Annotated in this window: 12 protein-coding genes; 5 read left to right on the top strand and 7 right to left on the bottom strand. The window is 58.7% G+C overall.

The genetic code is table 11. From position 1 onward, the window contains the following. Positions 1-304: 304 nt before the first annotated feature. The 4 genes from ACZM8Y_RS02615 to ACZM8Y_RS02600 all read left to right on the top strand — a co-directional run bounded on the left by ACZM8Y_RS02615 (position 305) and on the right by ACZM8Y_RS02600 (position 4,862). Complete coding sequence (locus tag ACZM8Y_RS02615; RefSeq protein ID WP_302553539.1) at positions 305-850, top strand: DUF305 domain-containing protein; 546 nt, start codon at positions 305-307, stop codon at positions 848-850. A 200-nt stretch (positions 851-1,050) separates the two neighbouring features. After that, positions 1,051-1,884 (top strand): DMT family transporter, encoded by an 834-nt coding sequence (locus tag ACZM8Y_RS02610; RefSeq protein WP_302553538.1) that lies wholly within the window; start codon positions 1,051-1,053, stop codon positions 1,882-1,884. Between the two features lie 888 nt (positions 1,885-2,772). Continuing rightward, on the top strand, positions 2,773-3,348 hold the full coding sequence (locus ACZM8Y_RS02605) for a manganese efflux pump MntP (protein WP_308771361.1): 576 nt from the start codon (positions 2,773-2,775) through the stop codon (positions 3,346-3,348). Between the two features lie 59 nt (positions 3,349-3,407). Further along, positions 3,408-4,862: a cation diffusion facilitator family transporter gene (locus ACZM8Y_RS02600; RefSeq protein WP_302554127.1), complete on the top strand. Its 1,455-nt coding sequence runs from the start codon at positions 3,408-3,410 to the stop codon at positions 4,860-4,862. Positions 4,863-5,203: 341 nt separating this feature from the next. Here ACZM8Y_RS02600 and secF read toward each other — a convergent pair whose 3' ends face one another. The 6 genes from secF to ACZM8Y_RS02570 all read right to left on the bottom strand — a co-directional run bounded on the left by secF (position 5,204) and on the right by ACZM8Y_RS02570 (position 11,173). Then, positions 5,204-6,310, bottom strand: a complete 1,107-nt coding sequence (gene secF / locus ACZM8Y_RS02595) for a protein translocase subunit SecF (RefSeq protein WP_302554128.1) — start codon at positions 6,308-6,310, stop codon at positions 5,204-5,206. A 176-nt stretch (positions 6,311-6,486) separates the two neighbouring features. After that, a complete protein-coding gene (secD, locus tag ACZM8Y_RS02590) occupies positions 6,487-8,073 on the bottom strand; it encodes a protein translocase subunit SecD (protein ID WP_302554129.1) in 1,587 nt (528 codons plus the stop codon). Positions 8,074-8,269: 196 nt separating this feature from the next. After that, positions 8,270-8,611 carry a preprotein translocase subunit YajC gene (yajC, locus tag ACZM8Y_RS02585; protein WP_302554130.1) on the bottom strand — a complete coding sequence of 114 codons (342 nt, stop codon included), beginning with the start codon at positions 8,609-8,611 and terminating at the stop codon, positions 8,270-8,272. Between the two features lie 128 nt (positions 8,612-8,739). Next, the gene (locus tag ACZM8Y_RS02580) at positions 8,740-9,339 is read right to left on the bottom strand and encodes a hypothetical protein (protein ID WP_302554131.1); all 600 of its coding nucleotides are present in this window, start codon (positions 9,337-9,339) and stop codon (positions 8,740-8,742) included. An 11-nt stretch (positions 9,340-9,350) separates the two neighbouring features. Further along, positions 9,351-9,857: an RrF2 family transcriptional regulator gene (locus ACZM8Y_RS02575; protein WP_479859011.1), complete on the bottom strand. Its 507-nt coding sequence runs from the start codon at positions 9,855-9,857 to the stop codon at positions 9,351-9,353. 38 nt (positions 9,858-9,895) lie between these two features. Then, positions 9,896-11,173, bottom strand: coding sequence for an O-acetylhomoserine aminocarboxypropyltransferase/cysteine synthase family protein (locus ACZM8Y_RS02570; RefSeq protein WP_482330357.1), 1,278 nt, complete (start codon positions 11,171-11,173; stop codon positions 9,896-9,898). Between the two features lie 84 nt (positions 11,174-11,257). On the opposite strand from ACZM8Y_RS02570, the gene ACZM8Y_RS02565 reads away from it, so the two are divergent. Continuing rightward, positions 11,258-11,533: a hypothetical protein gene (locus ACZM8Y_RS02565; RefSeq protein ID WP_489501542.1), complete on the top strand. Its 276-nt coding sequence runs from the start codon at positions 11,258-11,260 to the stop codon at positions 11,531-11,533. Here ACZM8Y_RS02565 and metA read toward each other — a convergent pair. Next, the gene (gene metA / locus ACZM8Y_RS02560; RefSeq protein WP_302554134.1) at positions 11,530-12,459 is read right to left on the bottom strand and encodes a homoserine O-acetyltransferase MetA; all 930 of its coding nucleotides are present in this window, start codon (positions 12,457-12,459) and stop codon (positions 11,530-11,532) included. The two genes, ACZM8Y_RS02565 and metA, sit on opposite strands and share 4 nt — an antisense overlap. Between the last annotated feature and the right edge of the window lie 134 nt (positions 12,460-12,593).

The following is a 12,593-nucleotide window of genomic DNA, read 5'->3' as shown; positions in this document are numbered from 1 at the left end:
CCGCCTTTTCGATGATCCTCTAAAAATCTATTTATATTTCATATAGTTGAAATAAAATCTTCATTGAAAAGGTGAATATCTCCCCTCCCCAAGCTCTTGCCCCTATCGGCCCTCCAGTTCCAAGGAAGGCCGGAATCCGCCGCCGCAATCTTGGAGCCCCCCGGTCAGGCGTCGAGATGCATACGGACGGGCCCACAAAAAATAGTTACATCCCATACCGGGTTGCCGGTATGCTCCAGAGGGGTACCCATTGTGGGGCCCGCCGCGGCGCTCCGCGGCCCACATCCTATCTGGAGAAAAAACTATGCGTACCGCCTCGTTGACCGTCCTTGCGCTTATTGCGGCGTTTGTATTTTCCGCCCTGCCCGTTCGGGCCGCAATGGATCACGGCTCCGACGCCGTCCACTATTCGGATCGCGCCTTCCTTTCCGGCATGATCGCGCACCATGAGGGAGCGGTGGATATGGCCAAAGTCTTCCTTGCAACCCCCAAAAAAGATCAGAACCCCCAAGTTACGGCATGGGCTGACGATGTGATCAAGGTGCAGGAAAAAGAAATCGCCGAAATGAAGGAACTTCTGAAGCCTCTCGGCGGCATCGAAGAGTCCGCCTATACGCCCATGAAGAAGGCCATGCAGCACATGCTCGAAGAGGGTAAGGATCTCGGCGCGAACATGCGTTTTGTGGAGCTCATGCTGCCGCACCACGCGATGGCGCTCGAAATGTCCGTCCCCGCCCTCCTCGGCTCCAACAACCCGCAGATCCTCAACCTCGCTGAGGGCATCATTATCAGCCAAGCCAAGGAAATGCGCCAGTTCAAGGCGTGGATAGCCGAACATCACAAGAAATAATTTCGTATACGAAGATTTATTTCAAAAACGAATCTTCCCCGTTTCCCCCAAACAAAAAAATCGGCACGGAAACGTCACACGGCAACCGGCTAAAACCACAGCATAAAGACGCTTGCATACCTGCCAACAAAAGAAAAAGGCCGGTGTACAAGCGTCTTTTTTCGCGCTAGCTTCCCGCGAAAAAAAACGGGAGGGGCTTCATGTCTTTCGGAATCATTCTTCTCATACTGCTTGCCGCTTTGCTCCATGCCTCATGGAATGCCGTCATCAAGGGCGGTTCCAACAAACTCTATGAAACGGGGCTCAACTGTTTCGGCGGCGGCGTCGGGGTCTTGTTCATCGTCCCCTTCCTCCCCTTTCCCGCACTGGAAAGCCTCACATTCCTGGCAGGCTCCTGTACCGTCCATATCGCTTACTACCTTTGTATCGCCGCAGCCTACCGCAATGTGGACATGTCGTTCGCCTATACCATCATGCGCGGCACGGCCCCGCTCCTGACATCCGTTTTCATGCTCCTTTCCGGCCATGAAATGCCGCTTGCCGGGTGGCTCGGCATCCTGTGCCTGTGCGCCGGCGTCCTTACCCTGACCCGCGACAACATCAAAAACGGCAAGTTCAACATCAGCGGCGCTCTGGCCGCCGTGGGAACCGCCATCGTGATCATGGGCTACACCCTTTTCGACGGCTACGGCGCCCGGGCCAGCGGGAACCCCATCAGTTACGTGTGCTGGCTCTACGTCATCAACACCTTCCCCATCAATATCATCCTGCTGCTGAAACAGCGCAAAACCTACATCCCCTATTTCTGCAAACGCTGGAAACACGGGCTTTTCGGCGGCCTGTGCAGCCTCGGCTCCTACGGCGTGGCCCTTTGGGCCATGACCAAGGCCCCCATAGCGATGGTCGCGGCCCTGCGTGAAACATCCGTCATTTTCGGCATGCTCCTCGCCGTATTTTTCCTTGGCGAAAAATTCTCCACCGTCAAGCTCCTTGCCGTCATCCTCGTCGCTGTCGGCATCTTCTTCATGCATTAAAACGATGGCTGTCTCCTAGGCTGTGTCGTCATTTGAATATAACTATTTGAAATTATTTAAAATAATATTTCTGCAACTTAAAAAAATAGTTACATAGTTTCATTAGATTATATCTAATTGACGACACGACCTAGAAAGCGGTTGATGCTTTTTTCCTTGAAGTTCCAACGTAATAACCAGCTAAATGCCTTAGCTATGAATTCCGCCAAAGGGAAAGCCGAATAAAAGGCTGTATTTTCACCATACCGTGGAGATGAAAAACACATGCTATGACAGCTCCAAACGTATTCCCCCCATATAAGGAATCCCAACCAGCTTATCGAAGGCTTTGCCACAAAAAGGATCAACCCCCTTCCTTACATTTTCAAACAGCCATCCAATAACATGCCCCAATCATGGCGCCCGCTGACAGAAAAATTAAGGAAAAAGCCTTCCCATCATGCCGTAGGCATGAAACCAGCGACGCCCGGAACTTGGCAATGGACGCCCCTCCCATACCCCTAGGCCATGTCGCCAATCAGATATAATCTATTGAAATTATGTAACCATTTTTCAAATCACTAAAATTATTTAAATAATTTCAAATGGTTATATTTAAACAAAACATCCCCTAACGATAACGCCGCCTCCCCTGTGACGCCCCCCCCAAAAAAAATTCCACACAACGGGACTACTGCCGCACGGCCTCCCCACCAGCCGAAAGTCTTTGAAAGGGGAAAGGAGGGGGTTCGGGGGAGGGAAGGGGGAAACTTTCTTCAGAAAGTTTCCCCCTTCCCTCCCCCGACGCCACTTCGCACCACCCCACAAAAGGTTGACAGCAAGAGCCGAAGGCCTCACAACAACCAGATCGGTTTTGACGCCCATAACCTTAACCCCCCACAACACCCTATGAGTTTCCCAGAACTGTTTGCCATTGCCGTTGCACTGGCCATGGATGCTTTCGCCGTGTCAATCTGCACGGGCTGCGCCCTCAAACGGGTGACGGCCATACATTTTTTGCGCCTTTCGCTGACGTTCGGCTTTTTCCAGTTCCTGATGCCCGTAATCGGCTGGACCCTTGGCCTGACCGTGCGCGGCTTCATCGAGTCATGGGATCACTGGATCGCCTTCGCGCTGCTGGCATGGATCGGCGGCAACATGATCCGGGGCGGAGGCGACGATTCCGAAGAAGGGGAAAGCTGCTCGGCTGATCCCACCAAAGGACGCAGGCTGTTCATCCTCGCGGTGGCGACCAGCATCGACGCCCTGGCCGTGGGGCTTTCCTTCTCACTCCTCAACATAAGCGTATGGGGGCCGTCCATCCTGATCGGCGTGGTCTGCGCCGTCATCACGGCCCTTGGCCTGCTGGCGGGAAAAGGGCTCGCCCATGCGGACATTTTTGGCCGACGCGCCGAACTTGTGGGCGGCTGCGTCCTTATCGGCATCGGCCTGAAAATCCTTTATGAGCACGGCGTACTGAGCTGACGCCCCAACGCCCTTTCCGCGAACGGCCGCAAGAGCGGCCATTTCCCCGGAGTGTTTTCATGACTACCGCAACCGCGCACCACGAAGCGCATTCCGAAAAACAACACGCGGCCCTCTCATCCCTGTTTTGGGCACTGTTCCTGACGCTCATCAAGCTCGGAGCCGGGCTTGCCACCAACAGCCTCGGCATCCTTTCCGAGGCCCTGCACAGCAGCCTCGACCTTGTAGCCGCGGGCATCACCTTCTTCGCCGTCCGCGTCGCGGCCCGCCCCGCGGACGAAACCCATCCCTACGGCTACGGCAAAATCGAAAACCTTTCCGCGCTGGCGGAAACGGTCCTGCTGCTCGTCACCTGCGGCTGGATCGTACACGAGGCCGTCAACCGGCTCTTCTTCGACGCCCCCGAAATCACCCCGTCATGGTGGGGCGTGGGCATCATCCTCGTTTCCCTGCTCGTGGACGTCAACCGGGCAGCCATGCTCCGCCGCGTCGCCCAAAAGCACAAGAGCCAAGCCCTAGAAGCCGACGCGCTGCATTTCACCACGGACATCTGGTCATCCGGCGTCGTGCTCATCGGGCTGCTTTGCGTCCAAGCCAGCGAATACCTTCCGGCGGACAGCCCCTTCCGGGGCATTTTGCATATGGCGGACGCCATCGCCGCCTTGTTCGTTTCGGGCATCGTCGTCGTTGTGGGCTTCCGGCTCTCCCGACGGGCCGTGACCATGCTGCTCGACGGAGGAGGCAAGGAACATTCCGAGGCATTGGAGCAGGCCCTCGCCAAGCAGCTCCCGCTCTGCCGGGTACGCCGCCTGCGCGTGCGCGAAAGCGGCGCCGACGTGTTTATGGACATCACGGTCGAGGCCCCCGCCACCCTGCGCCTCGACGCCGCGCATGACGTATCCTGCGTGATTGAGGACATCGCGCACGAGATCGTGCCTTCCGCCGATATTACCGTACACGTCGAACCCGCGCAGGAAGAAACGGAAAGCGTATTTCAGCTCGTCCGCACGGTTGCCGCCGCGTATAAGCTTTCCGTCCACAACCTGATCCTTTCCGAACAGAGCGGAGGGCTCCTCGTCTTTCTGCATGTGGAGGCGTCGCCGGATATGACGCTGCGCGAAGCCCACGAATACGTCGTGATGTTTGAGAAAGCCCTCGGCAAGCGCCTCAACACAACCCGCATCGAGACGCACATCGAGCCGGAGGATCGCCTCTGCGCCCAAGAAAAAACCCTGCCCTTCGACGCGGATCTCCATTATGTGCGCGCCGCCGTGGACAGCATCCTCCCGGAATTTCCCATGGTGTCCAATGTGCATGACCTGCGCCTGACGCACATGGGCGGGACGCCGCTGGTCAGCTTCCACTGCATCATCGACGGCGAATTGTCCCTTGCCGCCGCCCACGAGATTGCCACGGATATGGAGCGCCGCCTCCGCACCTGCGCCCCCAAGCTCGACCGCATCCTTATCCACACCGACCCGTCCGCCCTTATCGTCATGCCTGAAGGCAACTAACGGCATGTGCCTTTAAAACGTATAGAACCAAACGCATAGAACCATTGGGGAGGGAAAGCATTTTGGGGGAAAGGGAAAATGCCCCACACTTTCCCTCCCCGAACCTGCTCAAACGGAGCCCATCCTTTCCAAAAACTTTCGAGCCTATTGTCTCCCCGCCGGCTTCCCTAAAAACAGATTCCCTCTGCGGAAAGGGGAACTGCGGCAAAAAAAGAGAGGACGCAGAAGCGCCCTCTCTTTTTTCATCCGGAAAAACAGGAAACAGTTTTTTCAGTAAAGCCAAAACATTGTTGGCCAGAACCCGGAAGAGGAAGGACTTCCCCTTCCGCTCCTCCCAAAACTCACACGACCCCGTGTTCGCCGGGGCGCTCGTATTCCACCTTTTTGCGGGCCACCATATACTGGCGGGTATCGCCGAGCATGAGCAGGATCGGGTTGGAAACGAACACGGAAGAGAAGGTGCCGATGAACACGCCGAGGCTCATGGTCAGCGCGAAATCGTGGATCGCCCCCCCGCCGAGGATCGTCAGGCTCAAGGCGGCGATCAAGGTCGTCGCCGAGGTCATGATCGTGCGGCCAAGGGTCTGGTTCACGCTCAGGTTGATGATATCGGCCAACGGAGCGGGGTTGTCTTCCGGCTGCTTCTGGAGGTTTTCGCGGATACGGTCATACACGATGATTTTATCGTTGAGCGAATAGCCTACCAAAGTCAGCAGCGCCGCGATGATGTTCAAGTCAATTTCCTTGCCAAGGACGGCCAGCAGCCCCAGCGTGACGAAAACGTCGTACAGCAGGGCGATGATGGCGCCAACGGCATAATTCAACTTGAGTTTCCAAGAAATGATCAGCGTCAGCGCCAAAGCCCCAATAACCCGGTAGACCATGTTCATGCCGAGCAGGCCCATAATGTACATGGCCGTTCCGAGGGCTGCGGCCATAATCACCGCGATCGTCCAGCGCTGTTCAAACCGCCCGGAAATATACACGGTAATCAGCAGAAGCGCAAAATACATGGCTTCAAGGGCCGCGTTCCGCAGATCCGCGCCGACTTTGGGGCCGACCATCTCCAGACGCTGAATGCTCACGGGATTGCCCCCGGAAGTCTCGTCAAGCGCGGAAAGGATGTTTTTGCGTATCTCCTCCCCCGTCAGGTTCGGAGTCGAGAAACGGATCAGATAGTCGCGCCCATCCTCGCCGTACTGCTGAATGGAGAGGCCGGGCAGGTTCAGGCCGACCAACGATTTCTTAATGGTTTCATCAGCTATCGGCTTCTCAAACTGGAGCTGGACGGCGGCGCCGCCGGCAAAGTCCACGCCGTACCGCAGGCCGCCATGCATAAAGAACGCCACCAGCCCCGCGATAAGGAGCACCGCGGACAGGGCATAGGCGTAATACCGCAGACCTATAAAATCTATTTTCGTCTGCTCACTGAATATCTGCAAACTCATACCAGAACTCCTGTATCTCTTAAAAACTGTGGATACATCCGAGGGAAGCGCCCCCGCCGGAGGCGAGGCGGCGGGTAAACGGGGCCATCCGCCGCAGCGCGGCGCGGATCCTGCCGAAAACGACGCCCTCCGGCAGCATGCCCCTTTGAAAAGTGGAACTTTTCAAAAAATCCGCCCTAGATGCTGAGCTTCTTCCCGTCGTTTCCACCAAGCCACAGCCCGAACGCCGTGCGCGAAACAAAAATAGCCGTAAACATCGAAGCCACGATACCGAGGCTCAGGGTTACGGCGAACCCCCGCACGGGGCCGGTACCGAACTGATAGAGAAAAGCGGCGGCAATGATGGTAGTCAGGTTAGAGTCCACAATGGAAACGGTGGCGCGATCAAAACCTACGGCCACGGCCTCAAGCGGTTTCAGGCCTTGCCGTATCTCTTCGCGGATACGTTCAAAAATGAGCACGTTGGCGTCCACGGCCATGCCGATGGTCAGCACGATGCCCGCAATGCCCGGCAGGGTCAGGGTCGCGCCGAACGCGGCCAGCCCAGCCATGAGCATGGTGATGGTAAAGACCAGCATGACGTCGGCCAGCAACCCGGCCATCCCGTAGTACAACGGCATCACAACCATGACGGCGATGCCGCCCACCACAGCGGCCAAAATGCCGCTCTCGATGGATTCCTTCCCAAGGGAGGGGCCAACCGTACGCTCTTCAAGCACAGTCACGGGCGCGGGAAGCGAGCCCGCGCGCAGCACGATGGCGAGATCCTGCGCCTCGTTGGGCGTGAAGCTGCCGGTGATGCTCGCCTTGCCGCCGCCGATGCGGCTCTGGATGGTGGGGGCGCTGTGCACCTTGCCGTCAAGCACGATGGCCATACGCTTATGGATGTGCTCCCCGGTAATGCGCTCGAACATGGCCGCGCCGCGCGAGTTGAAGGAAAGGCCGACGCTCGGCTTGTTGTCGCGGTTGTCGAAGGTGGGACGGGCATCAGCCACGTCCTCGCCGGTCATGAGGGGCTCCTTGTCCAGCGCGATCATGCTTTCGGAAGTGGAGCCGTCAGGACGGACGGTCACCATAGGGAACAGGGCCACACCGGGAGGCAGGATCCCCTGCGGGTTCACGTCGTCGCGCACAAGGTGGAACGTCAATTGGGCGGTTTGGCCCACAAGCTGGATGGCGCGCTTGGAATCGGTCAGGCCGGGCAACTGGATCTGGATGCGGAAATCGGCCTGCTTGCGGATATCCGGCTCTGCGACGCCGAACTGGTCGATACGGTTACGGATGGTGCGGACAGCCTGATCAAGGGCCATTTCCTCGATCTTCGCTTTGGCGGCAGGCGTAAAGGCCGCCGTAAAACGCAGCCCCCCACCTTCCACCTGCGTGGGCGAATCAACGGCAAGCTGCGAAAAATCCTTGGAGAGCAGCTCTTCAAGCTCGTTCCGCTGCTCGGCCCTGGGCAGCAAAAATTCAAGACGGCCGTCCGGGGTCAGACGCGAGCGCAGGACGGTAATCCCCTTTTCGGAAGCCTGAGCGCGCAGCTCCTGCCCGGTCAGCGAAAGGGAATTGCTTACGGCCTTGTCCACTTCCACGCCAAGGGTCAGGTGCATCCCGCCCTTCAAGTCAAGCCCGAGGCTTATCCGCGCGTCCGGCAGCAGATTGCCCAAAGACGATCCGCCGACACCCGGCAGGCTCGGCAACACATAGGCGATGCTGGCCAACAGAACCAGCAACGAGACGACTATCCGCCAACTCAACGATTTCATGGTGTTCCCCTGAGAGCATCAGATTCGGCCCATCCGCCCGCCCCCCGGCCGGATCTGCACTGTCGTTATGCGTACGGCCCCTGTTTTCCCCGATGGGGCCATACGGCGCGGAACGCTCCGCGCATAAAATGAAGAAAGGCAGACATACGCCCGCCGGGATCGACGGAGCGCATGCCTGCCGGCAAAGCAAAAGAACCTATTTCTCTTCCTTCACGGCCTTGGAACGGAGATCCATCACGCTCACGACATAGGCGCGGCCGACGCTGACCGTGGTGCTGCCGAGATCAAGGGAAAGGATGTCGCCGTCGATGTCCACGATACGGCCCACGAGGCCGCCGGTGGTCAGAACCTGATCACCCTTCTTCAGGGCTTCCAGCATGGCTTTATGCTGCTTGGCGCGTTTCTGCTGGGGACGGATGAGCAGGAAATAGAAGATGGCGAGCATGGCGATAAGAGGAACAAACTGCATGAGGGCGTCAGCGCCGCCAGCCTGACCGGCACCGGCCGTACCCATCGCATGAGCAACAGAAGCAAACATGAGGCCTCCTGAGGCAAAAAGGGGTTAAAGACAAGCGAAAAGGCCCATAATTACGGCTAGGGCCACGAAATCCATATACTATAGCGTCTATTCAAGCTTGGCAAGTACGGAAATCCGCACAGCACAAGCTATTCGGGCTTGTCGGACACCGTTTTTTCAAACGCCCCCGACTTCCAGACATAACGCACGGACTTGCCCACAGGCACGTCGACGAGGCCCGCAGGCCCCCAGAAGAGCGGGCGCGCGTCCAGTCCGTCATCTTCAAGGCAGAACATGAACGCCGGAGACACATCCGCCGCAAGCCGCTGCCCCGGAGCCAAAAAATCGGAAAGCTGCGGATCGTCCGGAGGGTTGGCCGGCACGAACCCACCGGTGGCGTCTTCCTCCCAGAGCTCAAGGGCACACATGGCGCCCCCGTCCGTCCCCAGCGCGGCAAGCAGCCTATCCCCTCCCCGGAAGACACGCAGCCCCACCCGCGTTTCGCCAAAAGGCCGCGATACCAGCACGAGGCGATCGGCGTCGAACCGCTCCACCTCCCAAAATTCGCTCTCCCCCTGTTCGATCAGCCGGAGCTTTTCCTCTTCGGAAAGGCCCTCCGGCGTGTTTTCAAACAGGGTGATCGGCAACTGGGCAAAAATATCCAGCGCCGTCAGCCCCCTCGCCTGCACCGACTGCGCCGACAACAAGAGACAGGCCGAGCACAGCAGCATCCAGAATCCGTCTTTCATTTTCCGCTCCGTCATGCCTTCCCGCCGCCCTCCGGCAGCGTCCGATGCCGCGCATGAAAGCACGCCGGGCCATCCATGTCCACAGGAAAAACGCCTTTTCCCGCTTTCATGACCCGTTCCCGCTCGACAAAACGGGCAAGCGTCATGCCCTTGAGGAATACCCGCATGTGCTCATCCAGATCCCTCCAAAACCACCGCGTGGGGCAGGCGCCTTCCCGTTCACAGCTTTTTGCCCCGTGCAGGCACTCCACCGGGGAGATGTGCCCTTCCAGATGCTCAAACACTTCGTCCATACAAATGGCGTCCGGGGATTTCGCAAGCGCATAGCCTCCCTTGGCCCCGCGGGCGGAACGCAAAATGCCCGCAGGCCGCAAGACGCGGACGATCTGTTCGAGATACTTGACGGAAACGCCTTCCTCGCGGGCGATTTCCGCCAACTGCACACAGGAGCCCGCAGGCCGTGCCGCCAAATTGATCAAAAAGCGGAGCCCGTATCGGGTGCGAGTCGAATAACGCATGCTTTCCCCCCCTCAAAGACCACACCCTCCGGCCCGGCTCAGATCTCCCTGAGAGCCTGATCGAGATCCTCAAGAATGTCGTCGATGTGTTCGATACCGATGGACAACCTGATCAGTTCCGGCGGCAGCCCCGCGTCACGCTGCTGTTCCTCGCTGAGCTGCGCGTGGCTTGTGCTCGCGGGATGGAGCGCAAGGCTCTTGGCATCGCCCACGTTGGCAAGATGCGAAAAGAGGCCGAGTTTTTCGATGAACCGCTGGCCAGCAGCCTGCCCGCCCCGGATCCCGAAAACGACCATGCCCCCGAACCCATTGCGCAGCATACGGCAAGCCACCGCATGGGCGGGATCGTCGGGCAGCCCCGGATAACGAACCCACGCCACTTTCGGGTGCCGCTTGAGATGGCGGGCGACCTCAAGCGCATTGGCGCAGTGCCGCTCCATGCGCAGCGGCAGGGTCTCCAGCCCCTGCAAGATCATCCACGCATTGTCAGGCGAAATGCAGGCACCGAGGTTCCGCAGGGGAACCAGCCGCATCCGCGTGATGAACGGCGGATACCCTTCCGGCAGATCATACCCCCATCGCAGGCAATGGTAGCTGGCATCCGGCTCGGCGTACAGAGAGAAACGGCTGTCCCTCCAGTTGAAGGTGCCGCCGTCCACGACGATGCCGCCGAGAGCCGTACCGTGCCCACCAAGCCATTTCGTCAATGAATGCACTACAATATCGGCGCCATGCTCAAGGGGGCGAAACAGGTACGGCGTGGCGAAGGTCGCATCTACAATCAAGGGCAGCCCATGCCGTTTGGCGATGGCGGACACCGCATCCAGATCCACGACATCCAGCGCGGGGTTGCCGATGGCCTCCACGTATAAAGCGCGCGTCCGCCCGTTGACGGCGGCTTCCATCTTGTCAAAATCCTGCGGCTTCACAAACCGAGCGGTGATCCCGAACTGGGGCAGGATGTCGTTGAACAGGGTGAACGTCCCGCCGTACAGGTTGTTTGCCGAGACGATTTCGTCCCCCTGCTTCGCCAGATTGACGATCGCCGAAAAAATGGCGGACGTGCCCGACGCCGAAGCCAACGCCCCGGCACCACCCTCCAACAGGCTCATGCGTTCTTCCAGCACGGCCTGCGTGGGGTTGCCAAGCCGCCCGTAAACATTGCCCTGTTCGGCAAGGCCAAAGAGCTTGGCGGCGTGCTCCGCATTCTTGAAGAGGTAGCTGCTGGTCCGGTAGACCGGGACTCCCCTCGACAGCGTCGTAGGATCGGGATACTGCCCGCCGTGGACGGCGAGCGTTTCAAAACGGACAGGCATTATCGTCCTCCATACCCGGCATCAAGCCGGAACCGTCGTTTTGGGAAAATCCCCTGAGGCGTCCCGCCGCGGGCTTCCCCGCACATGCCGGACGGCATCCGGCAATGGTACTCCCCATACTCTCTTATGGAGGCTTCCCCGCACATACCGGGCGGCATCCCCCTTAAAAAAGCTCTCCGCAGCCGTTCCAAACGCCTCGGATGCGTCCCGGCTGAAAGCCGTTTCCCCATCCCGAACCGCCCAGGCCCGGCAACCCTCCGTGCGGCGCTTCCTACCGACCCGGCACACGGGATACGCCGACGCGCCAATCCTATCCGCGCAGCGCAGCCTGACCATCCCCGTTTTTCCGGCGGCACTTAAACCCTGTCTGCGGGAATATCGTCAAGGCGGTATGGCGTCGCCTGATACACGCAGTAGTTCAGCCAGTTGGAATAGAACAAATGGGCATGGGCCCGCCAACTGACCAGCGGGGGGCGCGTCGCATCGTCTTCGGGGTAATAATGTGCCGGAGGCGCGATTTCCAAGCCCTTGGCCACATCCCGCCGATACTCGGCATCCAGCGTATCCCGGTCGTATTCAAGATGCCCGGTGATGAACATGCTCCGCCCATCGAGCGTACCGGCCACAAGCACCCCGGCCTCATCCGACTCGGCCAAAATCTCCAGCGAGGGGATCTTGGCGATGTCCTCGCTTCGGACTTCGGTATGCCGGGAGTGCGGCGCATGGAACACATCGTCGAACCCCCGGAACAACTGGTTCGTAGGATCATTGATGGTATGGCTGAAAATGCCGGAAAGCTTGCGCGGAAGCCCATACTTCGGGATGCCGTAATGATGGTACAGCCCCGCCTGCGCACCCCAGCATATATATAATGTAGCGTGCACATGCTTTTTCGCATAGTCCATGATGCCGACGAGCTCGTCCCAGTAGTCCACTTCCTCAAAGGCGAGCTGTTCCACCGGCGCACCGGTGATGATCATGCCGTCGAATGAACTGTCGCGCACCTGCGAAAACGTCTTATAAAAACGCTCAAGATGCTGCGGTGCGGTATTTTTGGATTCGTGCCCCTCAGCCCGCAGAAGCGTCACGTTCACCTGCAGGGGCGTATTGCCGAGCAGACGCAGCAACTGCGTTTCCGTGGCGATCTTGGTCGGCATCAGGTTGACGATGGCGATCTCCAGAGGCCGGATATCCTGACGGTTGGCGCGGCCTTCCGTCATGACAAAAATGTTTTCGCCTTCCAGTATCGGGCGGGCAGGCAAATCTTCAGGAATCTTGATAGGCACGGAAAACACTCCTTCGCAGCGATAAAGGTATGGCGACTTTCCTACTCAATTGATATGGATTCTGTCAAGCCGGACAACCGGTTGCCGACTTCCATCCTTTTTCCCGGACTTGGCAGTCCCATTGCGCACCCGCC

It is taken from the genome of Bilophila sp. (genome assembly GCF_057864385.1).
This window is presented reverse-complemented; position numbering and strand designations above follow the sequence as displayed.

Excerpts from the sequence above, each read along its gene's own strand:
- ACZM8Y_RS02615 (WP_302553539.1), top strand. The coding sequence starts at position 305 with ATGCGTACCGCCTCGTTGACCGTCCTTGCGCTTATTGCGGCGTTTGTA.
- ACZM8Y_RS02610 (WP_302553538.1), top strand. The coding sequence starts at position 1,051 with ATGTCTTTCGGAATCATTCTTCTCATACTGCTTGCCGCTTTGCTCCAT.
- ACZM8Y_RS02605 (WP_308771361.1), top strand. The coding sequence starts at position 2,773 with ATGAGTTTCCCAGAACTGTTTGCCATTGCCGTTGCACTGGCCATGGAT.
- ACZM8Y_RS02600 (WP_302554127.1), top strand. The coding sequence starts at position 3,408 with ATGACTACCGCAACCGCGCACCACGAAGCGCATTCCGAAAAACAACAC.
- secF (WP_302554128.1), bottom strand. The coding sequence starts at position 6,310 with ATGAGTTTGCAGATATTCAGTGAGCAGACGAAAATAGATTTTATAGGT.
- secD (WP_302554129.1), bottom strand. The coding sequence starts at position 8,073 with ATGAAATCGTTGAGTTGGCGGATAGTCGTCTCGTTGCTGGTTCTGTTG.
- yajC (WP_302554130.1), bottom strand. The coding sequence starts at position 8,611 with ATGTTTGCTTCTGTTGCTCATGCGATGGGTACGGCCGGTGCCGGTCAG.
- ACZM8Y_RS02580 (WP_302554131.1), bottom strand. The coding sequence starts at position 9,339 with ATGAAAGACGGATTCTGGATGCTGCTGTGCTCGGCCTGTCTCTTGTTG.
- ACZM8Y_RS02575 (WP_479859011.1), bottom strand. The coding sequence starts at position 9,857 with ATGCGTTATTCGACTCGCACCCGATACGGGCTCCGCTTTTTGATCAAT.
- ACZM8Y_RS02570 (WP_482330357.1), bottom strand. The coding sequence starts at position 11,173 with ATGCCTGTCCGTTTTGAAACGCTCGCCGTCCACGGCGGGCAGTATCCC.
- ACZM8Y_RS02565 (WP_489501542.1), top strand. The coding sequence starts at position 11,258 with ATGCCGGACGGCATCCGGCAATGGTACTCCCCATACTCTCTTATGGAG.